Consider the following 20,980-nt stretch of genomic DNA (forward strand, 5'->3'; position numbering starts at 1 on the left):
CCGGCAATGGCGGCACTGCATCGGCCGAAGCGTTGGCTGTGGACATGGTGGGCACTGGCGCTGACCACACTGTGCTGGCTGTCGCTGCCGGCCAGCGCAGACGCGCTGGTCGCGGTGCCCGCCCTTACCGCTCGCGTGACCGACCTCACCGGCACGCTCACACCCGAGCAGCGCAACGCGCTCGAGAACCAGCTCGCGCAGTATGAGCAGCAGCGTGGCAGCCAGATCTTCATTCTGATGTTGCCCAGCACTGCGCCGGAGACCATCGATCAGTACAGCATCCGTGTCGCCGATGCCTGGAAAGCCGGCCGCAAGGGGGTCGACGACGGTGTGATCATGCTCGTCGCGAAAGACAATCCGAACGACTTGCGCAAGATGCGCATCGAAGTGGGACGCGGCGTGCAAGGCTCGCTCACCGACGCGATCTCGGGCCGTATTCTGCGCGACGTGATGGCCCCCAACTTCCGTCAAGGCGACTTCTTCGGCGGGCTGGCCGCAGGCGTGGCCGCCGTGCAGGCGGCGATGAACAACGAGGCGCTGCCCGCACCGAATCTGCCCGCCACGCGCGCGCCGCATTCCGATCTGTCCGATTTCCTGCCGTTGCTGTTCATCGTCTTCATCATCGCGATGGTCGTGATCATGGAGAGCCGCCGGCGTTTTCAGGGCGCCGGGCTACCCAGCGCCAACCCGAACGATCCGCGTTCGCGCGTGCTGACCGGACAACGCGGACGCATCGGTCCCGGTGGCTTCGGCGGTGGTATCGCCGGGGGGCTCGGGGGCGGACTCGGCGGCTGGGGACGTAACGACGGCGGCTTCGGTGGCGGCGGGGGCGGTGGTGGTGGTGGATTCGGCGGCGGGGGCGGCGGCGGTTTCGACGGCGGCGGCTCGTCGGGGAACTGGTGACGGCGATGGCGACGGCACACGAGAAGGAGATCGCGATGCAACACAGGCCGCACGACATCTCGCGCTGGCTGCGTCACGCCGGCACGTGGCGCGCGCATGCCCGCTGGCTGTTTCCGGACAATGCCCTCGATACCCTGGAGGCCTCGATCCGCGATTCGGAGCGCGAGCATCGCTGCGAGATCCGTCTGGTGATCGAGGCGGCAATGCCGCTATCGGCCGTCTGGCACGGGCAAACGTGCCGTCAACGCGCCGTTCAACTGTTTCATCAGTTGGGTGTCGCGCACACTGGCGAGCGCACAGGCATACTGCTGTACATCAACATCGCCGATCACGATATCGAGCTGATCGCCGACAAAGGCGTCAATGCGCTGGTGAGCGCTCATCGCTGGGACGCCATCGTCGAACAAATGAGCGCCGGTTTTCGTGACGAACGTTATGTCCAGAGCGTGCTCGACGCGCTGAACACCCTGCGCGGCATTGCGCGCGAATCCCTGCCGGCCCATGCCGGCGCAGCACCGGACAATGCGTTGACCGACCGGCCGCTGATGCTTTGACGATCTGACGTCTCATGTTTTCCGATCAGGATTTTGCTTACATGCGCCGCGCGCTCGCGCTGGCAGAGCGCGCGATGTTCACCACGACGCCGAACCCGCGCGTCGGTTGCGTGATCGTGCAGGATGGCCGCGTCATCGGCGAAGGCTTCACGCAACCCGCCGGTCACGACCACGCCGAGGTGCAGGCGATGAAAGACGCGCGCTCGCGCGGCGAATCGGTGCGCGGCGCCACGGCTTATGTCACGCTCGAACCCTGTAGTCATTACGGACGCACACCGCCGTGCGCCAAAGGCCTCATCGAAGCGGGCGTGAAGCGCGTGATCGCCGCGATGGAAGATCCCAACCCGCTCGTTGCCGGACGCGGGCTCGGCATGCTGCGCGAAGCCGGCATCGAGGTGCGCTGCGGCTTGCTGGAACAGGAAGCGCGCGAGATGAACATCGGCTTCATCGCCCGCATGACGCGCGGCACGCCGTGGGTGCGCATGAAGGTCGCCGCCAGCCTCGACGGCAAGACCGCGCTGAACAACGGCGTGAGCCAGTGGCTCACCGGCCCGGCAGCCCGTGCGGACGGCCATGCCTGGCGCGCGCGCGCCTGCGCCATCCTCACGGGCATCGGTACGGTGCGCGAGGACGATCCCGCCCTGACGGTACGTGAGGTGCAGACCCCGCGCCAGCCACTGCGTATCGTCGTCGATTCGCGTCTGGAGATTTCCCCGACGGCCAGGGTGCTGGCCGACGGCAATGCGCTCGTCGTCTGTGCGAACGGCGATCCGGACCGTGTGTCACGTCTGCGCGATCTCGGCGTGGGCGTGCTGGATTTGCCCAACGCGAACGGCAAGGTCGACTTGCCCGCGCTGTTGCGCGCGCTGGGGGAGCGTCAGCTCAACGAAATTCACGTGGAAGCCGGGTACAAGCTCAATGGCTCGATGCTGCGTGAAGGATGTGTGGACGAACTGCTGACGTACATCGCGCCGTGTATCGTCGGTGAGGCGCAGGGCATGTTCAACCTGCCTGCGCTCACGTCGCTCGACGACAAGCTCGCGCTCGAATTTACCGACGTGCGCATGATCGAAAGCGACCTGCGGGTGATGGCGCGTGTGGTGGCGCGTATGAAGCAGTGACGCTTGCGGGGGGCGGCGACACGACTGCCTCCGTCTTTGCCCACCCCTCCGCTCGCAGACTCACGCAACCCAAAAGCACACGGGGTGTGCCGCGTCGTATCGACCGGTACACCCCGTGTTGCTTTGCCCGGGCAGCACACACCGCCGCAGGCCGGACGATCAGACGTGGAAGCCCACGCGGCCGAGCGACTCCATTTCGACCGACACGTAGTGGCCCGGTTTGATGTATTCGGCCGGCGTGGCGCCGCCCGCCATCACGATCCAGCCCGCCTGCAACGGTTCGCCGGCGGCGGCCGACAAACGCGCCGCCGCCACCAGCGAGCGCAGCGGATGGCCGAGCAGCGCCGCCGTCGAACCGACCTGCACCGTGCGGCCGTCGATCGTCATCGCCAACCCGAGATTCGAGAAGTCGACGTGCGGGTCGTGCCATGCACCGATGACGAACCCGCTCGACGACGCGTTGTCCGCAATCACTTCCGGCAGCGTGAACTTGAAGTCCTTGTAGCGCGAATCGATGATCTCGATGGCCGGTGCAATCGCCTCCACCGCCGCGAGCGCCTGCGGCCCTGTGACGTTGCCTTCGAGCGGCGCCTTCAGAATGAACGCGATTTCCGGTTCGACGCGCGGATGCACGTAACGCTTGAAGTCGATGGCGGCCCCTTCCTCGACTTGCATGCCCGAGGTCAGACGGCCCCAGATCACGTCAGAGAGTCCCATCTGGATCATCTTGGCGCGACTGGTAAAGCCCATCTTCACACCGACGCGTGTCTCACCGCGCTCGGCGCGACGCGCAAGCGATGCGGCCTGAATGGCGTAGGCGTCGTCGAGCGACAGACGGTTATCGGTGTCGAACTGCTCGACTTCGTGGACGAAGTGCGCTGCGTCGTCGAGCAGCTTGGCGTAGTCGTGGATATGGCTCATCGTGCCGCCTCGCTGGCAGATTCAAAGACGGCGCGGACCGAGCCCAGGCCGTTGATACGGGTCTCGAAGATGTCGCCTGGCGTGACGGCGGCCATCGGGCCGAGTGCACCGGAGAGCACCAGATCGCCCGCCTTGAGCGGTGTGCCGACGGCCGCCATCGTGCGCGCGAGCCACACCACCGCGTTGATCGGGCTGCCGAGGCAAGCCGCCCCGGCCCCGACGGACACCGGCTCGCCGCGACGCTCCATCACCATGCCGCACAGGCGCACGTCGAATTCGGACAGCGTCTTCGGCGTATTGCCGATCACATAAGCCGACGACGATGCGTTATCGGCAATCGTGTCGGTGATGCGAATGTTCCAGTCGGCCACACGGCTGCCGACGATTTCCAGCGCGGGCAGCGCGTATTCGATGGCGTTCAGGACATCGAGCTGCCCCGGATTGTCGAGGTTCAGATCGCGTCCGATGACAAAGGCGATCTCGGCTTCGATCTTCGGTTGCGTGAGTATCGACGCGGGAATCGGTTCGCCGTCGCCATACCCCATGTCGTCGAACAACATGCCGAAGTCGGGCCGATCGACGCCGAGTTGCTTTTGCACGGCGACGGATGTCAGGCCGATCTTGCAGCCGACGATGCGACGCCCGGCGGCCAGACGGCGCTCGGTGTTGATGCGCTGGATTTCATAGGCGTCGTCAATGGTCAGCGGTGCAAACGTGTCGCGCAGCGGCGCGATGAAGCGATGCGAGCGCTCGGCGTCGAACAGCGCGTCGGCGGCCTGCCGCAGACGCGCCTGCGTGGCGGCGTCGCGCGGCGCGTGGGACGTGGCGGCGCGCATCACACGCCTGCCTTCGCCGGTGCCACCGGCTCGTCCTTGGTGCGCTCGCCCACCGCCCAGTGCGCCGCCGGCACCTGCGTCGCATAGACGCGAATCGATTCGAGCGGCGCGCCGAGGGTCTCGTGCACGGTGCGTACGACGGCCTTCACACAGGCCTTTACGGTGGCGTCGTCACGCCCCTCCACCAGATGGATATGAACGATCGGCATGTTGGTGTCCCCTGAGAATGCCCAAACAAAAGTCTTCGAGCGCCGATGATGCGGGCTCGACGGGATACCGTCCAATACCGATTTTCGAGAATCCGATACCATTTCGGTATCAGGATGGAGAACGTTTCATGGATATCAGGCAAATGCGGTACTTCCTCGCCGTGGCCCAGGAGGGCCATTTCGGACGGGCCGCCGAGCGACTCAACATGGCGCAGCCGCCGCTCACCCGTCACATTCATGCGCTCGAAGCGCAGTTGGGCACGGCGCTCTTCGTGCGCACCCCCAAGGGCGCCGCGCTGACCGCCGCCGGACAGACGTTGCTCGCCGAGGTGCCCAATATCCTGTCGCTCACGCGCCGGGCGGAGGAACAAACGCGGCTCGCAGGCGAGGGCTATATCGGGCGGCTCGACGTCGGCATATTCAGCTCCGGCATTCTCAACGTGATTCCGCGATTGCTGGCGAGCTTTCACACCGAGCGTCCCGAAGTGAAGATCGGCCTGCACAACCTGTCCAAGACCGAGCAGATCGCAGCGCTGCGCGAGCGGCGCATCGCCATCGGGTTCAATCGCCTGATTCCGGATGAACCGGACCTCGTCGTCGACTGGATTCATCGCGAACCGTTTCTCGTCGCGCTTTACGAAGGGCATGCGCTGTGCAAACGGACGTCGCTCACGCTCGCGGATCTCGACAATGAACGCATGATTCTTTACCCGAACGCGCCGGTGCCCGGCCTCGCGGAAGAAGTGACTGCGGCCTTCCGCGCGGAAGGCGTGACGTTACGGGTGGAGCAGGAGGTGGAAGACGTGGTGACGTCGATCGCGCTCGTGGCGAGCCGCTTCGGTATTTGCGTGACGACGGAGTCCGCCGCCAACCTGCGGTTGCCCGGCGTGGTGTATCGCCCGTTGAAATCGCAACGTTTGCGCGCCATCGAACTGAACTGCATGTACCGGCGCGACGACGACTCCCCCATCCTCGCCGCGTTTCTCGCCCTCATCCGGCAATCGCGTACTCGGCGTCATCCGTTATCGATGTAAGCGATCGGCCCCTCGGGCGCTTGCGCGCTATCAACCGTCAAATTCGGCCAGATGGATGCAAAACGTTGAACATTGGATTTCAATGCAATGCGGATTGTATCCAAAATGTCCTGATGCGTAATCCATTGTCGCCATTCAATATGGCCCCGATTCCACGATTTGATCGGCGGATATCGTATTAACAACCTGCGTAGTACTACGGAGTATCTCTGTGACGACTCTTATTTTTTTCTTGCGACCCTTTTGAAACCCTTTATCCATGGGGGTTTTCGGGGAACTCAGGATACCTGTTTCTATTGACGAGCGTATTACGCTACTATGGCGCATCGTTCGAGCCGCCGATGGCCAGAATGATCCAATACAGACCAGGTTCAGCAGTCGATTAAGACTATCGCATGCCCGGGTAGTCAAAAAATACAAATCAAGGAGATGTCCACAATGCAGTTTCGTCACAAATCCCTGTTCGTTGCCGCTGCTCTCGCCCTCCTCGGAACGGCTGCCAACGCCGAGACCGTCAAGATCGCCATCGCGGGCCCGTTCAGCGGCTCGGTGGCTCAGTACGGTGACATGGTCAAGGCCGGCGCACTGACCGCTATCGAACAGGTCAACGCCGCAGGCGGTGCGAACGGCAACAAGCTCGAAGCCGTGTTCATGGACGACGCATGCGAGCCGAAGCAGGCCGTCGCCGTCGCGAACAAGATCGTCAGCCAGAAGATCAAGTATGTGATCGGTCACGTGTGCTCGGGCTCGACGATCCCGGCATCGGACATCTACGAAAACGAAGGCGTGGTGATGATTACGCCGTCGGCCACGGCACCGCAGCTGACCGAAGGCAAGAAGCGTCACTTCATCTTCCGTACGATCGGCCGTGACGACCAGCAAGGTCCGGCAGCCGCGCAGTACATCATCAGCAAGGTCAAGCCGAAAAAGGTCGCTGTGCTGCACGACAAGCAGTCGTACGGCCAGGGTATCGCCACCTCGGTGAAGAAGGATCTGGACGCCGCCAAGGTGCCGGTCGTGCTGTTCGAAGGCATCAACGCCGGTGACTCGGACTACTCGGCCGTGATCACCAAGCTCAAGTCGCAAGGCGTGGACTTCGTGTACTTCGGCGGCTACCACCCGGAAATGGGTCTGCTGCTGCGTCAGGCGCGCGAGCAAGGCGTGAAGGCGACGTTCATGGGACCGGAAGGCGTGGGCAACAAGGACGTGACGGCCATCGCCGGCCCGTCCTCGGAAGGCATGCTCGTCACGCTGCCGGCCGACTTCGCTGCCGACCCGGCCAATGCCAAGCTGGTGAAGGCCTTCGCCGACGCCAAGCGTGATCCGAACGGCCCGTTCCAGATGCCGGCCTACACCGGTGTGAAGCTGATCGCCGACAGCATCGCCGGCGCCAAGAGCACGGACTCGGAAAAGGTCGCCAAGTACCTCCACGCCAACACGTTCGACACGCCGATCGGCAAGGTGGCGTACGACGCCGCCGGCGATCTGAAGTCGTTCAAGTTCGTGGTCTTCACGTGGCACAAGGACGCGACCAAGACCGCTGCCAACTGATTCCCTGACGCGTTACCGGCCAGCGAATCACCCTCAGCCGCCCGCCGACCCCGGCGGGCGGCTCGCATTCGCGCTCGGCCCCCGCTAGTCGCGAGGCTTCCCGCATGAACGAATTTTTCCCACAGCTTGCCCAGCAACTGGTCAATGGCCTGACGCTGGGCGCGATCTACGCGTTGATTGCCATCGGCTACACAATGGTCTACGGCATCATCGGCATGATCAACTTCGCCCACGGCGAGATCTACATGATCGGCGCCTATGTCGGGCTTGTCACACTGACTGCAATCGGAACGGCGGCAGGCTACCCCTTGCCGCTCGTGCTGGGCGCAGCGCTGCTGGTATCGGTGCTGATCACGGGCCTCTACGGCTTCGCGATCGAGCGGGTGGCGTATCGCCCGCTGCGCGGCGGACCTCGTCTCGGACCGCTGATCTCCGCGATCGGTATGTCCATCTTTCTGCAGAACTACGTGCAGATCGGTCAGGGCGCGCGTGACGTTTCCGTGCCGATGCTGATCTCGGGCGCCATCGACATTCCGATGGGCGACTTCACCGTGACCATTCCCTACGCTCGCATGCTGATCGTGGGCGTGACGGTGGCGCTGATGATTCTGCTTACGCTGTTCATCGCCAACTCGCGCATGGGCCGCGCCTGCCGTGCCTGCGCCGAGGATATGCGCATGGCCAACCTGCTCGGCATCGACACGAACCGCGTCATCTCGTTCACGTTCGTGCTCGGCGCCATGCTCGCGGCCGTGGGCGGCGTACTGATCGGCCTGACCATCGGCAAGCTCAATCCGTATATCGGCTTCATCGCCGGCATCAAGGCCTTCACGGCGGCGGTGCTGGGCGGTATCGGCAGCATTCCCGGCGCCATGCTGGGTGGTGTGCTGCTGGGGCTGGCGGAGACGCTCGCCTCGGGCTACATGCCCTCCGAGTACAAGGACATCGTGGCGTTCTGCCTGCTGGTGCTGGTGCTGCTGTTCCGCCCGACCGGCTTGCTGGGCAAACCCGACGTCGAGAAAGTCTGAGGTCGACCATGACACAACAACTCACCCTCAAGTCCGGCGCCGCCAACCGTGCACCGGCAGGAGAAACGCTCAAGGGTGCGGTCATCGCCGCAGTCATGACGATCATCCTCACGGCCCCGATCCTGGGCCTCCAACTGAAGCTCGACGGCTACAAGGTCGTGCTCGAACAACACTGGCGTCCGGTGTGGATCGCGACCGCACTGGTGTTCGTGTTCCAGTTGATCAAGCCGTTTCTGGTGCGCACGAAACGCGCCGTGAAGCTGCCGACGATGCCTGCGATGGGACGTCGTCAGCAACTCACGGCGATGTGGGTGCTGCTCGCCGTCGGGCTCGTGTGGCCGTTCGTGGGCTCGCGCGGCGCGGTGGACGTGGCGACGCTCGCCCTCATCTACTGCGTGCTGGGTCTCGGCCTGAACATCGTCGTGGGCTTCGCCGGTCTGCTCGATCTGGGCTACGTCGGCTTCTATGCCGTGGGCGGTTACACGTATGCCCTGCTCAATCAGTACTTTGGTCTGACCTTCTGGGAATGCCTGCCGCTCGCCGCGCTCATGTCGGCCACGTTCGGTTTCCTGCTGGGCTTCCCGGTGCTGCGCCTGCGCGGCGATTACCTCGCCATCGTGACGTTGGGTTTCGGCGAAATCATTCGCCTGCTGCTCAACAACCTGACGAGCATCACCGGCGGCCCGGACGGGGTGTCGGGCATTCCGAAGCCCAGCGTGTTCGGCTTCGAGATGGCGCGCTCGTCGAGCGTGGAAGGCGCGAAGACATTCCATGAACTGATCGGGCTCGATTACAGCGGCTCGCACATGGTGATCTTCCTGTACCTGCTCGCGTTCGCGCTGGTCGGCTTTACGCTGTTCGTGACGAGCCGTCTGATCCGCATGCCGATCGGCCGCGCATGGGAAGCGCTGCGCGAAGACGAAATCGCCTGCCGCTCGCTCGGCCTGAACCCCACGCGCATCAAGCTCTCGGCGTTCACGCTGGGTGCGTCGTTCGCCGGGCTGGCCGGGGCATTCTTCGCGGCACGCCAGGGGCTGGTCACGCCCGAGTCGTTCACGTTCATCGAATCGGCGCTCATTCTCGCCGTGGTGGTGCTCGGCGGCATGGGCTCGCAGATCGGCGTGATTCTCGCGGCCATCCTGCTCACGATCTTGCCGGAAGTCGCACGTGACTTCGCCGAGTACCGCATGCTGATTTTCGGTCTGGTGATGGTGCTGATGATGATGTGGCGTCCGCAAGGTCTGCTGCCCGCCACCCGCCCGCATGTGGAGTTGCCGCAATGAGTGCAGAACTGTTGAAACTCTCCGGCTTGCAGATGCGCTTCGGCGGTCTGCTCGCCGTCGATGGCGTCGAGTTCGACGTCCGCAAGAACGAAGTCTTCGCGATCATCGGACCGAACGGGGCCGGCAAGACGACGGTATTCAACTGCGTGGGCGGCTTCTATCGGCCGACCGGCGGCTCGATCGTGCTCGACGGCGACAACATCACCGGCCTGCCGAGTCATATGGTCGCGCGTCGCGGACTGGTGCGTACGTTCCAGAACATCCGCCTGTTCCGCCAGTTGACGGTCGTGGAAAACCTTCTGGTCGCCCAGCACATGACCGTGCACAGCGGTTTCCTTCAAGGGCTGTTCTCGACGGGCGCGTTCCGTCGCGCCGAGCGCAAGGCGCTGGAGCGCGCCAAGATGTGGCTCGATCGGCTCGGCCTCACCGGCGTTGCCAACCGTGAGGCGGGCACGTTGTCGTACGGGCATCAGCGCCGTCTCGAGATCGCACGTTGCATGATCACCGAACCGCGCCTGCTCATGCTCGACGAACCGGCGGCCGGTCTGAACCCGCAGGAAAAGGTCGAATTGCAGCAACTGGTCGACAAGCTGCGTCACGAGTTCGGTATCTCGGTACTGCTCATCGAGCACGACATGAGTCTGGTGATGGGCGTCTCCGACCGGATTCTCGTGATGGAACACGGCAAGCCGATCATGACCGGCAAGCCCGACGAGGTGCGCAACGATCCGCGCGTCATCAAGGCCTACCTCGGGGAGGAATAATGCTGAAGCTGGAACAGATCCACACCCATTACGGGGCCGTCGAAGCGCTCTCGGGCGTGTCGATCGAAGTGAACAAGGGCGAGATCGTCACGCTCATCGGTAGCAACGGCGCGGGCAAGACCACGCTGATGATGACCGTGTGCGGCACGCCTCGCGCGTCGAGCGGTCGCGTGCTGTTCGAAGGCAACGACATTACGGCGCGTCCCACGCACGAAATCATGCGCATGGGGCTGGCGATTTCGCCCGAAGGGCGTCGCGTGTTTCCGAGCCTGACCGTCATCGAGAACCTGAAGATGGGCGGTTTCTTCGCGTCCAGCGACGAAATCGATGCCGGCATGGACCACGTCTTCAAGTTGTTCCCGCGACTCGCGCAACGCGGCAAGCAGCGCGCGGGCACGATGTCCGGCGGTGAGCAGCAGATGCTGGCGATCGGGCGGGCGCTGATGAGCCGTCCGCGTCTGCTGTTGCTCGACGAACCGACGCTCGGTCTGGCGCCGCTCGTCATCGCACAGATCTTCGACATCATTCGCGCGATCCGTGAAGAAGGCGTGACGGTGTTTCTGGTCGAGCAGAACGCGAACAAGGCGCTACACGTGGCCGATCGGGGCTATGTGCTCGAAACCGGTCGTGTGGTGCTGGCCGATTCGGCCGACAACCTGCTCGCCAACGACGACATCAAGCGCGCTTATCTGGGCGCGTAAGTCAGTCGCAGGTATCGCCGACACGGCAGCGCGTTGGCGATCCTGTCATGCGACGTTGCCAACACGGTGTCCGTGGCGTTCGCGACATTCGGGAAGCTCGTCGGCAGCCGTTGCCGCGAGGCAAAAAAAGGGATGTGCCTTCGGGCACATCCCTTTTTTCTTGAGCCGACGACACCGTGCCGCCGTGTCACCGTGTCGCCGTACTCGTCACTTCATCAGGCCGACCAACTGATCGAGCGCCTTGCCCCAGCCGTCGTGGAAGCCCATCGCTTCGTGCTGCGCGCGGGTCTCCTCGTTACCGTGAATCGCAATCGCCGTGTAGCGCGTGCCCTTGCCTTGCGCTTCCATCAGCACGGCGGCCGTAAACGGGAAACCGCCATGCTCGGCCTCCGGCGCGGGCGCCGGACGAAAACCGGGCAGCACGGCATTGGTCCAGACCAGACGCGAGTTCTCGATGACCTCGAGATAGCAACCGACGTTCGGGAACTGCTGACCTTCGGGCGAACGCATCACGGTGTGGAAGCGTCCGCCCGGACGCAGATCGATCTCGCACTCCACCGTCTGCCATGGCGCAGGGGTGAACCACTTCTTGAGATGCTCAGGTTGCGTCCATGCCGCCCAGACGCGCTCGCACGGCACATCGACGTAACGCTCCAGCACCAGATCCAGCTTCGGGTCGACCGAGAAAAGCGTGGCTTGCTTTGCGAGGCTCATGTTCACGTCTCCTTCATCTGCAATAGATAGTCATCGAGTTGATCGAGGCGGCGCGTCCACTTGTCGCGCTGCAACTGGAGCCAATCCTGTGCGCCCGCCAGCGTCTGCGTCTCCAGGGCATAGGTCCGCACCCGCCCCGTTTTCCGTGAGACGACCAGCCCGCTCTCCTCCAGCACATTCAGATGCTGCGAGAACGACGGCAACGCCATCGAGAACGGACGCGCCAGTTCACTGACCGACGCCGGGCCCAATGTCAGGCGCTCGACGACCGCACGCCGTGTCGGATCGGACAACGCCTGAAAGATACGATCGAGAGGGATGGATTGGTTAGCCATACGCCTAACTATAGGCGCCCTCATTACTTAGGTCAATACCTTTGTATCGATGCTTTTTCCTTAGGTCGAAGCCCCAGATCGGGCGCAGGCGTGCACCGGCTTGGCGTAGAATAGAGCCTTTCCAAATTCAGCCCCGCGTCGCCCCTATGCCGTTGGCCACTACAGAAGAAATCATTGCCGAGCTGAAGGCCGGCCGCATGGTAGTCCTCGTCGACGAGGAAGATCGTGAAAACGAAGGCGACCTGGTCATGGCAGCCGAATTTGCAACGCCCGAGGCCATCAACTTCATGGCGAAGTACGGCCGTGGCCTGATTTGCCTGACGCTCACGCAAGCCCGCTGCAAACAGCTCAACCTGCCGCTGATGACGTATCGCAACGGCACGCAATACGGCACGGCGTTCACGCTGTCGATCGAAGCGGCCGAGGGTGTGACGACGGGCATCTCCGCCGCCGATCGTGCGCATACGGTGCAAACGGCGATCTCGCGCGATGCGCGTCCGGAAGACATCGTCCAGCCGGGCCACGTCTTCCCGATCATGGCGCAACCGGGCGGCGTGCTGGTGCGCGCCGGTCACACGGAAGCCGGTTGCGACCTCACGGCGATGGCAGGCCTCACGCCTGCGGCCGTCATCTGCGAAATCATGAACGACGACGGCACCATGGCGCGTCTGCCGCAGTTGCTGGAGTTCGCCGAGCAGCACAACATCAAGATCGGCACGATCGTGGACCTGATCCACTACCGCAGCCGCACCGAATCGATGATCGAGACGGTGGCGTCGCGCGAAATGCAAACGGCATGGGGCCCGTTCCAGGCAACGCTGTATCGCGACAAGCCGAGCGGCAATCCGCACCTCGCGCTGATGCGCGGCGCGCCGTCGCCCGACGAGGAGACGCTGGTGCGCGTGCACGAGCCGCTGTCGGTCATGGATCTGCTCGAAACCGGCGTGTCCACCCACTCGTGGACGCTCGCCGGGGCGATGCAGGCGATTGCCGACGCCGGCAAGGGCGTGGTCGTGCTGCTCAACTGCGTGGAAACGCCCGAGCATCTGTTCAATCAGTTCGAGGCGCTCGACGAAACCGAGAAAGCGGCCCGCGCCAAGCGCCGCCCGGTGGATTTCCGTACGCACGGTGTCGGCGCACAGATCCTGCGTGAGCTGGGCGTCGGTAAAATGCGCGTGCTGTCGAGTCCACGCAAGATTCCCAACATGGCAGGTTATGGCCTCGAGGTGACCGGTTTCCAACCGATGCCCGGTGCCGAATCAGCCTGAGTTATACCCCGTATCGATGCCTCGTCCAATGCAGACGGGGCGTCATCTTGCCGAGCATTGCCTGTCTCGGGCGTGCCGGCACAACGTTGGCCGCACCGCCTGGACGGTACTTTTTTGAGGAAGCCCATTATGGAAATCGGACAATACCAGCCGGAACTCGACGGTGTAGGCCTGCGCGTGGGCATCGTGCAAGCACGATTCAACGACGCCGTTTGCGCGGCGCTGCGTGAAGCCGCCGTCGCCGAACTCGAACGCCTCGGCGTCGACGGCGAAGACGTGTTGCTCGTGACCGTGCCCGGCGCACTGGAAATTCCGCTGGCCTTGCAGAAGATGGCCGAGTGCGGCCAGTTCGACGCGCTCATCGCGCTCGGCGCGGTAATCCGCGGCGAGACGTATCACTTTGAGCTGGTGTCGAACGAAAGCGGCGCCGGCATCACGCGCATCGGCCTCGATTTCGGCATCCCCATCGCCAACGCGGTGCTCACGACCGAAAACGACGAACAAGCCGAAGTGCGCGCCGCCGAGAAAGGTCGCGATGCGGCCCGCGTGGCGGTGGAAATGGCCAATCTGCTCGAAGCCATCGACATGCTCAGTGGCGACGAGGGATCGGATGAAGACGAAGACGAAGAAGAGGAAGATCGGTAATGAAGAGTGCACGGCGCCGCGCGCGCGAATTCGCGCTGCAAGGAGTGTATCAATGGCTGATTTCGCGCGGCCACGCGAGTGAGATCGATGCTCACCTGCGCTCCACCCCCGGCTACGACAAGGCGGATCAGGTCCTCCTGGAAGCTGTGCTGTACGGCAGCATCCGCGAGGCGGACGCCTTGTCGCAGCAACTCCAGCCCTATCTCGACCGGCCGGCGGCGCAGTTGTCGCCGATCGAACATGCCGCACTGATCGCCGGCGCGTACGAACTGATTCACCTTCAGGACGTGCCTTATCGTGTGGTGATCAACGAGGCAGTCGAAGTCGTGAAGACGTTCGGCGGCCCGGACGGCCACCGTTTCGTGAACGGCGTGCTCGACAAGTTCGCCGCGGAAGTCCGCCCGGTGGAAGTCGCCGCCAATCGCAACGGCGGTCGCGGCAAGAGCGCCTGATATCCCAATCCATCTGGACAACCCTCCCCCCGCCCCCATGGATCGCACGCCCAATCTCGCTCCCGCGCTCACGCTGGCGCAACGTGTCGACGATATCGCCCCCTTTCACGTGATGGAGCTGGCCAAGCAGGCCGCGCTACGCGAGAAGGCGGGGCACCGCGTGATCCATATGGGGATCGGCGAGCCCGACTTCACAGCACCCGAAGCGGTGATCGAGGCGGCGGCGAAAGCCATGCGCGACGGAAGCACGCAGTACACCGGCGCGATGGGCATTCCTGCGCTGCGTGAGGCCATCTCCGGCTACTACCGGAGTTTCTACGGTGTGGACGTCGACCCGTCGCGTATCGTCGTGACGGCAGGCGCATCGGCTGCACTCGTGCTGGCCTGTGCGGCGCTCGTAGGCGTGGGCGATGAAGTGCTGATGCCGGATCCCTGCTATCCGTGCAATCGCCACTTCGTCTCGACGTTCGACGGCAAGCCCGTGTTGATCCCGTCAGGGCCGGCCGAGCGTTTCCAGCTCACCGCGCAGCGCATCGAATCGCACTGGGGAGCGAAGACGAAGGGCGTGCTCCTTGCCTCGCCGTCGAATCCGACCGGCACATCCATCGAGACGGAGGAATTGTCCCGTATCGTGCGGACGGTGCGGGCACGCGGCGGCTTCACGCTCGTCGACGAGATCTATCAAGGCCTCTCGTACGACGGAAAGCCCACCACCGCGCTGAGTTTCGGTGACGACGTGCTGGTCGTGAGCAGCTTTTCGAAGTACTTCAACATGACGGGCTGGCGTCTCGGCTGGCTGGTCGTGCCGCCCTCGATGGTGCCGACGTTCGAGAAGCTCGCGCAGAACCTGTTCATCTGCCCGTCCGCCGTTGCGCAACACGCGGCAACGGCGTGCTTCCTCCCGGAAACGCTGGCTATCTACGAGCAACGCAAGGAAGCATTCCGTCAACGACGCGACTTCGTCGTGCTGGCGCTGGAACGTCTGGGATTCAAGGTGCCGGTGATGCCGGACGGCGCGTTTTATGTCTACGCGGATTGCGCCGGCGTCGCTCACGCCGATGCGGGCGACAGCGACCGTCTGACGCAATCGCTGCTTCAGCAGGCAGACGTCGTGCTGGTGCCGGGTCTCGACTTCGGTTTTGCCGAACCGCGTCAATACATCCGTCTCTCGTACGCTACCTCGCTCGAACAATTGCGCGAGGCCATGGACCGAATCGGCAAGGTGTTCGCAGCGGGCTGAGCCTGTGCCTGCATTTCAAAGTTTCCCGGATACTCGCTCGCCTGCCAGGCGCCAACAAAAAACCCATCGAAGCGATTTCGATGGGTTTTTTGTTGGCTGTTGCGACGCCTCTCTATATAGATAGCATCGCTGGCCGATGGACGCGCCGGCCGTGGCGCGTCACGCGAGGTCGTTGGCCGCCAGGGCCGCGCAGGCCGATCAGGCCGCCGTGCTGTCGTCCGCTTCCAGCGGCTTGGTGGCCGCAGCCGCCTTGCCCGACGACGTCGACGCTGCCGGCGCAGGCGCCGATTCCGTCGAGGCATCCGACTTGCCGCTCGAGACCGGCTTCGCCACCGGCTTGGCCGAGCTGACGATCACCGGTGCTTGCGGCTCGTTCGGCGACACCTTACGTCCCATGGACACGCCACGCAGACGATCGCGCTCGGCGAGAACCTTCGCGCCATAGCCGCCGTCGCCGGCGCTGGTCGATCCGACATACAGACGCAAACCACCGGCGAGCGAACCGCCGCGTGCAATGCATTCCTTCAGGATCAGCGCACCGACCTTGATGTTGGCCAGCGGATGCAGCGCCGCCTCCGGACCGCCGAAGTATTCCAGCTTGTCCTGATGCACCTTCGACATGACCTGCATGAGGCCCTGCGCACCGACGGTGCTCTCCGCATACGGGTTGAAACCCGATTCGATCGCCATTACGGCGAGCAACAGCAGCGGATCGAGGCCGACTTCCTTGCCGGTCGAATATGCCGCGCGCACGAGGTTGCCCGTCACGTCGCCCGCCACGCGATAGCGGCGTGCGAGATAGTCGGCGACCGCGATCTGCTCACGCGTATCGAGTACCTTGGTCGCGCGCGCATCGGCGGCGACACGCTGGTTCGGAATATAAGCCGCGAGGACAGCGGCCGAGGGCACGTGCTGCGCCGCTTGCGCCATCATCGTCGAATCCGACGGTGTGCCCTGTGCAAGCGCGCCGCCGGTGGCGCCCTGGCCGGCCGCATTGGCCGAACCGGTGGCTGCCTCAAGCAGCGGACCCACGCGCGACGCCAGATCGGCACGCCACGTCGGTCGGGCCCACAACGCCAGCGTGCCGACCACGGCAACCAGACCGACCGCGCTGGACGTATACAGTCCAACACGACCGCCGTGCCATGCAAGGCGACGCCAATCGCGGCGAGCCAAGGCTACCGTTGCCGCACCGCGTGCGCGAAGCGCAGCGAACACGGCCAGTAGCCAGGGTGATAAACCAGACTTCTTCATACTACGTACTCCGGTTACGCCGTCACCACGGGGTGGCCCCGGGGCGTAAGGAAGTAAGCCGGTATGCCCGCCAGGCATCCCGTGAAGCGCTTACTTACGGCATATGGAACGAGGCGGTGCATCGTGTTTGTCATGGACGATGCCGCTACCGCCGCAGCGCGCCGACCTGTTCAGGTCTTCGGCGCTGACGAGCTATCGCTCGCGCTGCTTCCTAAAACACTGGTTTCCCGACCTCGGCGAGAAAACCAGCCACTGAAAATCCACGTCGATGTTGTAGTTGTCGCTAAGCTTGAGCGGGTCGGCCTACCCGTCATCGAAGCCGCCTTTCTGGATTCAACGGGCGGATTGTAGCAGTGATATATAAACCGTCAATACTATTATTAGTGAAAATCATTACTAAAAGTAATTTGTAACGGCTGTTTTGCCGTGACGTTCGAACGCCCTGACCGGTAAAATGCCCTGCCCCGCCCCGCGTTTACAAGGGTGTTCCCCCGACATTCATCGATTTCAAACGACCGTTTACCCCGGGCGTATGAATTTCGTAAAATTTTTTGGTAACGGTTTGTTTCATGAAATATCTCGATCTTCGTGACTTCACCGCGCAACTGGAGCGATCCGGCCAGCTTCGTCGCGTAGACGTGCCGGTCTCGCCGGTGCTGGAGATGACTGCGCTCGCCGATCGCGTGCTCAAAGCGGGGGGCCCGGCCCTCTGGTTCGAGCGGCCGACCGGTTACGACATGCCGGTGCTCGCCAACTTGTTTGGCACCCCTGAACGTGTGGCGCTCGGCATGGGCGTCGAGCAAGGGGAGAATGCGCTGAGTTCCCTGCGCGATATCGGACGCCTTCTCTCGACGCTGAAGGAACCCGAACCGCCGCGTGGGCTGAAGGATGCCGGCAAGTTGCTCGGCATGGCCAAGGCCGTGTGGGACATGGCGCCCAAGGAGGTGAGCAGTCCGGTGTGCCAGGAAATCGTCTGGGAGGGGGACGATGTCGATCTCTCGCGTCTGCCGATCCAGAGCTGCTGGCCCGGCGACGCCGCCCCCCTGATCACGTGGGGTCTGGTGATCACGAAGGGGCCGCATCGCAAGCGCCAGAACCTTGGCATTTACCGCCAGCAGGTGATCAGCCGCAACGAGGTCATCATGCGCTGGCTCGCGCATCGCGGCGGGGCGCTGGACTTCCGCGAGTTCGCCCAGGCGAATCCGGGCAAGCCGTTCCCCATCGCCGTAGCGCTCGGCGCCGACCCGGCAACGATGCTGGGCGCCGTGACGCCTGTGCCCGACACCTTGTCCGAGTATCAATTTGCCGGCCTGTTGCGCGGCAGCCGTACCGAACTGGCGAAGTGCGTCACGCCGGGACTGGAATCGCTGCGCGTTCCCGCGCGCGCCGAGATCGTGCTCGAAGGGTTCATTTATCCCGCCGAACAGCCGCCCGTCGTGCCCGAAGGTGCACCGCCCGCGCCATCGCGTGGCGCGAGCGCCGCATATCAACATGCCCTCGAAGGCCCGTACGGCGACCACACCGGCTATTACAACGAGCAGGAGTGGTTCCCGGTGTTCAAGATAGCGCGCATTACGATGCGTCGTAACGCCGTCTATCACTCGACATATACGGGCAAACCGCCCGATGAACCGGCCGTGCTCGGCGTCGCGCTGAACGAAGTGTTCGTGCCGCTGCTGCAAAAGCAGTTCCCCGAAATCACCGACTTCTATCTGCCGCCCGAAGGCTGTAGTTACCGCATGGCCATCGTCCAGATGAAGAAGGCGTACCCGGGACACGCCAAACGCGTGATGTTCGGCGTGTGGAGCTTCCTGCGCCAGTTCATGTATACGAAGTTCATCGTCGTGGTGGACGAAGACGTCGATATTCGTGACTGGAAGGAGGTGATCTGGGCGATCACCACGCGCGTGGACCCTACACGCGACACGACGCTCGTGGACCAGACGCCGATCGACTATCTCGATTTCGCCTCGCCCACAGCCGGGCTGGGGTCGAAGATGGGGATCGACGCGACCAACAAGTGGCCGGGCGAAACTTCGCGCGAGTGGGGGCGTCCGATTGAAATGACCGCCGACGTGGACGCTCGCATGGCAGCGCTATACAAGGATCTCGGCTTGTAAAACCGGCATCACGATCCGCTGCCATGCCGAACGCCGGCGGCCGTCAGGCTGCCGGCGTTTTCATGGGTGCTACCGGCGCGGGAGATCCCGGTCCCTCGCGCCGTAGACGCCAGCCGGCTCCCGACGGACAGGTCAAACGATGTCGTTTCTTCCGCTTTCGTTGCTATTTCCGTCCCCTGCGCGACGCATTCCCCCCGGAGCGCGCCTCGCGGCCATCGAAAGGAGCCGATCGTGTCATCATCCCGCCCGTCCCATACCTCCCGGCAATCCCACTCGTCCGCCAGGCCGCATCCCGCGCTGGCCCGCCTGAACGACCCCGAACTGCTCAGATCCGACGCCTACATCGACGGTGACTGGACGCACGCCGACTCCCGCGCCACCTTCGTCGTCAGCGACCCGGCCACCGACGCCGAGATCGCGCATGTCGCCGACCTCGGTGCGAAGGAAACCGAGCGTGCCCTGGTCGCCGCCGAGGCCGCGCTGCCGGCATGGCGCAGCACGACCGGCAAGGAGCGCGCGCGCATTTTGCGCCGCTGGTTCGATCTCATCATGCAGGCGCAGGACGATCTCGGCGCCATCATGACCGCCGAGCAAGGCAAGCCGCTCGCAGAAGCCAAAGCCGAAGTGGCCTACGGGGCGTCGTTCATCGAGTGGTTCGCCGAAGCGGCCAAACGCATCGACGGCGACGTGCTCGCCTCGCCCGAGGGCGGCAAACGCCTGCTGGTGCTCAAACAGCCCATCGGCGTATGCGCATCGATCACGCCCTGGAACTTCCCCATTGCGATGATCACCCGCAAGATCGCCCCGGCCATTGCGGCCGGGTGCACGATCGTGGTCAAGCCCGCTCGCCTCACCCCGCTCTCGGCGCTGGCGCTCGCGGAACTCGCCGACCGCGCGGGGCTGCCGAAGGGTGTCTTCAACGTGGTGACGTCGAAAAATTCGTCCGAAGTGGGTGACGTCTTCACCGCCAGCCCGCGGGTGCGCCATCTCTCCTTCACCGGTTCGACCGCCGTGGGCGCGAAGCTCATGGCGCAGTGCGCATCGACCCTCAAGAAAGTCGCACTCGAACTGGGTGGCCTGGCGCCGTTCCTTGTCTTCGACGATGCCGACGTGGATGCCGCCGTCGAAGGCTGCATCGCCTCCAAGTTCCGCAATGCCGGCCAGACGTGCGTGTGTGCGAACCGCATTTACGCACAGGATGGGATTTACGACGCCTTCGTCGAAAAGCTCACTGCCGCCGTGAGCGAGCTGCGCGTGGGCAACGGCTTCGATCAAGGGGTCGTGATCGGCCCGCTGATCGAAGACGCCGCCGTCGCCAAGGTGGAGCGCCATGTGGCGGACGCCATCGCCAAAGGCGGGCGCGTCACCGTCGGCGGCAAGGTGCTGCATGGCCGCTTCTTCGAGCCGACCATGGTCGCAGACGCCAGCGCCGACATGCTCGTCGCGCAGGAAGAGACGTTCGGGCCCGTCGCGCCTGTCTTCCGGTTCAAGGACGAAGCGGACGGCATCCGGCTGGCCAACGCCTCCGATTTCGGGCTGGCGTCTTACTTTTTCGCCCGCGACGTCGGACGCGTCTGGCGCGTGGCCGAGGGCATCGAAGCCGGTATGGTCGGCATCAACACCGGCCTGATCTCGAACGAAGTCGCCCCGTTCGGCGGCGTCAAGCAGTCGGGGCTGGGGCGTGAAGGGTCGAAATACGGCATCGACGAGTACCTCGAACTGAAGTATCTGTGCCTCGCCGGCATCTGAGTTTTATCTGACCCTTTAACAATTTGTAATAGTGGGATTCTCACGGCGCGAGCCGCGCCGTGACTGGCTTGCGCCCATTTTGACCTAACGTCGGCGAACGGGATGTCATTGAGAAAGTGTTACAAAGTCCCACACACCCCCGTCGGCTCGGGTAGAATCGCGCTTTTTTTCGCGAACGGCGACCCCGACCCCAATTCCGGGTGCCACATGCCCCCTGCGGTGCAATGTCGGAAGCCGGTAGTTTTTCGCGAAGCCGATCAACAGAAGTCGCGTCCGTCAGCGCTACCCCCGCGCCGTC

22 protein-coding genes are annotated in these 20,980 nt (G+C 63.9%); 16 read left to right on the forward strand and 6 right to left on the reverse strand.

Translation table 11 applies throughout. The features are described from left to right. Positions 1-6: 6 nt before the first annotated feature. Genes PAN31108_RS12225 through ribD form a run of 3 tightly spaced genes read left to right on the forward strand, consistent with a single transcriptional unit; the run spans position 7 to position 2,578 of the window. Positions 7-903: a TPM domain-containing protein gene (locus PAN31108_RS12225; protein WP_150669117.1), complete on the forward strand. Its 897-nt coding sequence runs from the start codon at positions 7-9 to the stop codon at positions 901-903. 35 nt (positions 904-938) lie between these two features. After that, on the forward strand, positions 939-1,457 hold the full coding sequence (locus tag PAN31108_RS12230) for a TPM domain-containing protein (protein WP_174994954.1): 519 nt from the start codon (positions 939-941) through the stop codon (positions 1,455-1,457). Between the two features lie 14 nt (positions 1,458-1,471). Further along, positions 1,472-2,578, forward strand: a complete 1,107-nt coding sequence (gene ribD, locus PAN31108_RS12235) for a bifunctional diaminohydroxyphosphoribosylaminopyrimidine deaminase/5-amino-6-(5-phosphoribosylamino)uracil reductase RibD (RefSeq protein WP_150669119.1) — start codon at positions 1,472-1,474, stop codon at positions 2,576-2,578. 159 nt (positions 2,579-2,737) lie between these two features. Here the strand turns inward: ribD and PAN31108_RS12240 are convergent, their stop codons facing one another. The 3 genes from PAN31108_RS12240 to PAN31108_RS12250 are packed head-to-tail and all read right to left on the reverse strand — an operon-like array spanning position 2,738 to position 4,544. Next, positions 2,738-3,499 (reverse strand): 2-keto-4-pentenoate hydratase, encoded by a 762-nt coding sequence (locus PAN31108_RS12240; protein WP_150669120.1) that lies wholly within the window; start codon positions 3,497-3,499, stop codon positions 2,738-2,740. After that, positions 3,496-4,335 (reverse strand): 2-keto-4-pentenoate hydratase, encoded by an 840-nt coding sequence (locus PAN31108_RS12245; RefSeq protein WP_150669121.1) that lies wholly within the window; start codon positions 4,333-4,335, stop codon positions 3,496-3,498. The genes PAN31108_RS12240 and PAN31108_RS12245 overlap by 4 nt, the downstream gene beginning before the upstream one ends. Further along, on the reverse strand, positions 4,335-4,544 hold the full coding sequence (locus PAN31108_RS12250) for a tautomerase family protein (RefSeq protein ID WP_150669122.1): 210 nt from the start codon (positions 4,542-4,544) through the stop codon (positions 4,335-4,337). The genes PAN31108_RS12245 and PAN31108_RS12250 overlap by 1 nt, the downstream gene beginning before the upstream one ends. Positions 4,545-4,672: 128 nt before the next feature. On the opposite strand from PAN31108_RS12250, the gene PAN31108_RS12255 reads away from it, so the two are divergent. From PAN31108_RS12255 to PAN31108_RS12280, 6 genes are all read left to right on the forward strand, one after another. Further along, complete coding sequence (locus PAN31108_RS12255) at positions 4,673-5,578, forward strand: LysR family transcriptional regulator (RefSeq protein WP_150669123.1); 906 nt, start codon at positions 4,673-4,675, stop codon at positions 5,576-5,578. 438 nt (positions 5,579-6,016) lie between these two features. After that, positions 6,017-7,129: a branched-chain amino acid ABC transporter substrate-binding protein gene (locus PAN31108_RS12260; RefSeq protein WP_150669124.1), complete on the forward strand. Its 1,113-nt coding sequence runs from the start codon at positions 6,017-6,019 to the stop codon at positions 7,127-7,129. Between the two features lie 104 nt (positions 7,130-7,233). Next, positions 7,234-8,157, forward strand: a complete 924-nt coding sequence (gene livH, locus PAN31108_RS12265) for a high-affinity branched-chain amino acid ABC transporter permease LivH (RefSeq protein ID WP_023597247.1) — start codon at positions 7,234-7,236, stop codon at positions 8,155-8,157. 8 nt (positions 8,158-8,165) lie between these two features. After that, the gene (locus PAN31108_RS12270) at positions 8,166-9,440 is read left to right on the forward strand and encodes a high-affinity branched-chain amino acid ABC transporter permease LivM (protein WP_150669125.1); all 1,275 of its coding nucleotides are present in this window, start codon (positions 8,166-8,168) and stop codon (positions 9,438-9,440) included. Beyond that, on the forward strand, positions 9,437-10,204 hold the full coding sequence (gene livG / locus PAN31108_RS12275) for a high-affinity branched-chain amino acid ABC transporter ATP-binding protein LivG (RefSeq protein WP_150669126.1): 768 nt from the start codon (positions 9,437-9,439) through the stop codon (positions 10,202-10,204). The genes PAN31108_RS12270 and livG overlap by 4 nt, the downstream gene beginning before the upstream one ends. Next, positions 10,204-10,905, forward strand: coding sequence for an ABC transporter ATP-binding protein (locus tag PAN31108_RS12280; RefSeq protein ID WP_150669127.1), 702 nt, complete (start codon positions 10,204-10,206; stop codon positions 10,903-10,905). Before livG ends, PAN31108_RS12280 begins: the two co-directional genes overlap by 1 nt. 207 nt (positions 10,906-11,112) lie before the next feature. Here the strand turns inward: PAN31108_RS12280 and PAN31108_RS12285 are convergent, their stop codons facing one another. Both PAN31108_RS12285 and PAN31108_RS12290 read right to left on the reverse strand, forming a co-directional pair. Next, the gene (locus tag PAN31108_RS12285) at positions 11,113-11,619 is read right to left on the reverse strand and encodes an SRPBCC family protein (RefSeq protein ID WP_150669128.1); all 507 of its coding nucleotides are present in this window, start codon (positions 11,617-11,619) and stop codon (positions 11,113-11,115) included. Positions 11,620-11,621: 2 nt separating this feature from the next. Continuing rightward, positions 11,622-11,954: an ArsR/SmtB family transcription factor gene (locus PAN31108_RS12290; protein ID WP_150669129.1), complete on the reverse strand. Its 333-nt coding sequence runs from the start codon at positions 11,952-11,954 to the stop codon at positions 11,622-11,624. 146 nt (positions 11,955-12,100) lie between these two features. Between PAN31108_RS12290 and ribBA the strand changes: the two genes are divergently transcribed. From ribBA to PAN31108_RS12310, 4 genes are all read left to right on the forward strand, one after another. After that, positions 12,101-13,222 carry a bifunctional 3,4-dihydroxy-2-butanone-4-phosphate synthase/GTP cyclohydrolase II gene (gene ribBA / locus PAN31108_RS12295; protein WP_150669130.1) on the forward strand — a complete coding sequence of 374 codons (1,122 nt, stop codon included), beginning with the start codon at positions 12,101-12,103 and terminating at the stop codon, positions 13,220-13,222. Between the two features lie 129 nt (positions 13,223-13,351). Continuing rightward, the gene (gene ribH / locus PAN31108_RS12300) at positions 13,352-13,867 is read left to right on the forward strand and encodes a 6,7-dimethyl-8-ribityllumazine synthase (protein WP_150669131.1); all 516 of its coding nucleotides are present in this window, start codon (positions 13,352-13,354) and stop codon (positions 13,865-13,867) included. Further along, positions 13,867-14,319: a transcription antitermination factor NusB gene (nusB, locus tag PAN31108_RS12305; RefSeq protein WP_069340618.1), complete on the forward strand. Its 453-nt coding sequence runs from the start codon at positions 13,867-13,869 to the stop codon at positions 14,317-14,319. Before ribH ends, nusB begins: the two co-directional genes overlap by 1 nt. A gap of 37 nt (positions 14,320-14,356) precedes the next feature. Beyond that, positions 14,357-15,559 carry a pyridoxal phosphate-dependent aminotransferase gene (locus PAN31108_RS12310; protein ID WP_150669132.1) on the forward strand — a complete coding sequence of 401 codons (1,203 nt, stop codon included), beginning with the start codon at positions 14,357-14,359 and terminating at the stop codon, positions 15,557-15,559. 198 nt (positions 15,560-15,757) lie between these two features. Here the strand turns inward: PAN31108_RS12310 and PAN31108_RS12315 are convergent, their stop codons facing one another. Continuing rightward, positions 15,758-16,813 (reverse strand): lytic transglycosylase domain-containing protein, encoded by a 1,056-nt coding sequence (locus PAN31108_RS12315; protein WP_150669133.1) that lies wholly within the window; start codon positions 16,811-16,813, stop codon positions 15,758-15,760. 132 nt (positions 16,814-16,945) lie between these two features. On the opposite strand from PAN31108_RS12315, the gene PAN31108_RS12320 reads away from it, so the two are divergent. The 3 genes from PAN31108_RS12320 (at position 16,946) to PAN31108_RS12330 (ending at position 20,682) form a co-directional block, all read left to right on the forward strand. Then, complete coding sequence (locus tag PAN31108_RS12320) at positions 16,946-17,164, forward strand: hypothetical protein (protein WP_150669134.1); 219 nt, start codon at positions 16,946-16,948, stop codon at positions 17,162-17,164. A gap of 218 nt (positions 17,165-17,382) precedes the next feature. Then, entirely contained in the window at positions 17,383-18,933 is a 1,551-nt protein-coding gene (locus PAN31108_RS12325) for a UbiD family decarboxylase (protein WP_150669135.1), read from the forward strand. A gap of 297 nt (positions 18,934-19,230) precedes the next feature. Then, a complete protein-coding gene (locus PAN31108_RS12330; RefSeq protein WP_246183931.1) occupies positions 19,231-20,682 on the forward strand; it encodes an NAD-dependent succinate-semialdehyde dehydrogenase in 1,452 nt (483 codons plus the stop codon). Positions 20,683-20,980: the final 298 nt, after the last annotated feature.

The sequence above is a fragment of the Pandoraea anhela genome, from assembly GCF_902459655.1.
GTDB lineage: Bacteria > Pseudomonadota > Gammaproteobacteria > Burkholderiales > Burkholderiaceae > Pandoraea > Pandoraea anhela.

What these genes read in the sequence shown, in the direction of transcription:
- PAN31108_RS12240 (WP_150669120.1), bottom strand. Translation starts at nt 3,499, where the DNA reads ATGAGCCATATCCACGACTACGCCAAGCTGCTCGACGACGCAGCGCAC.
- ribH (WP_150669131.1), top strand. Translation starts at nt 13,352, where the DNA reads ATGGAAATCGGACAATACCAGCCGGAACTCGACGGTGTAGGCCTGCGC.
- PAN31108_RS12225 (WP_150669117.1), top strand. Translation starts at nt 7, where the DNA reads ATGGCGGCACTGCATCGGCCGAAGCGTTGGCTGTGGACATGGTGGGCA.
- PAN31108_RS12250 (WP_150669122.1), bottom strand. Translation starts at nt 4,544, where the DNA reads ATGCCGATCGTTCATATCCATCTGGTGGAGGGGCGTGACGACGCCACC.
- PAN31108_RS12280 (WP_150669127.1), top strand. Translation starts at nt 10,204, where the DNA reads ATGCTGAAGCTGGAACAGATCCACACCCATTACGGGGCCGTCGAAGCG.
- PAN31108_RS12255 (WP_150669123.1), top strand. Translation starts at nt 4,673, where the DNA reads ATGGATATCAGGCAAATGCGGTACTTCCTCGCCGTGGCCCAGGAGGGC.
- livG (WP_150669126.1), top strand. Translation starts at nt 9,437, where the DNA reads ATGAGTGCAGAACTGTTGAAACTCTCCGGCTTGCAGATGCGCTTCGGC.
- ribD (WP_150669119.1), top strand. Translation starts at nt 1,472, where the DNA reads ATGTTTTCCGATCAGGATTTTGCTTACATGCGCCGCGCGCTCGCGCTG.
- PAN31108_RS12310 (WP_150669132.1), top strand. Translation starts at nt 14,357, where the DNA reads ATGGATCGCACGCCCAATCTCGCTCCCGCGCTCACGCTGGCGCAACGT.
- PAN31108_RS12290 (WP_150669129.1), bottom strand. Translation starts at nt 11,954, where the DNA reads ATGGCTAACCAATCCATCCCTCTCGATCGTATCTTTCAGGCGTTGTCC.
- PAN31108_RS12320 (WP_150669134.1), top strand. Translation starts at nt 16,946, where the DNA reads ATGGACGATGCCGCTACCGCCGCAGCGCGCCGACCTGTTCAGGTCTTC.
- ribBA (WP_150669130.1), top strand. Translation starts at nt 12,101, where the DNA reads ATGCCGTTGGCCACTACAGAAGAAATCATTGCCGAGCTGAAGGCCGGC.
- PAN31108_RS12260 (WP_150669124.1), top strand. Translation starts at nt 6,017, where the DNA reads ATGCAGTTTCGTCACAAATCCCTGTTCGTTGCCGCTGCTCTCGCCCTC.
- nusB (WP_069340618.1), top strand. Translation starts at nt 13,867, where the DNA reads ATGAAGAGTGCACGGCGCCGCGCGCGCGAATTCGCGCTGCAAGGAGTG.
- PAN31108_RS12325 (WP_150669135.1), top strand. Translation starts at nt 17,383, where the DNA reads ATGAAATATCTCGATCTTCGTGACTTCACCGCGCAACTGGAGCGATCC.
- PAN31108_RS12270 (WP_150669125.1), top strand. Translation starts at nt 8,166, where the DNA reads ATGACACAACAACTCACCCTCAAGTCCGGCGCCGCCAACCGTGCACCG.
- PAN31108_RS12245 (WP_150669121.1), bottom strand. Translation starts at nt 4,335, where the DNA reads ATGCGCGCCGCCACGTCCCACGCGCCGCGCGACGCCGCCACGCAGGCG.
- PAN31108_RS12230 (WP_174994954.1), top strand. Translation starts at nt 939, where the DNA reads ATGCAACACAGGCCGCACGACATCTCGCGCTGGCTGCGTCACGCCGGC.
- livH (WP_023597247.1), top strand. Translation starts at nt 7,234, where the DNA reads ATGAACGAATTTTTCCCACAGCTTGCCCAGCAACTGGTCAATGGCCTG.
- PAN31108_RS12285 (WP_150669128.1), bottom strand. Translation starts at nt 11,619, where the DNA reads ATGAGCCTCGCAAAGCAAGCCACGCTTTTCTCGGTCGACCCGAAGCTG.
- PAN31108_RS12315 (WP_150669133.1), bottom strand. Translation starts at nt 16,813, where the DNA reads ATGAAGAAGTCTGGTTTATCACCCTGGCTACTGGCCGTGTTCGCTGCG.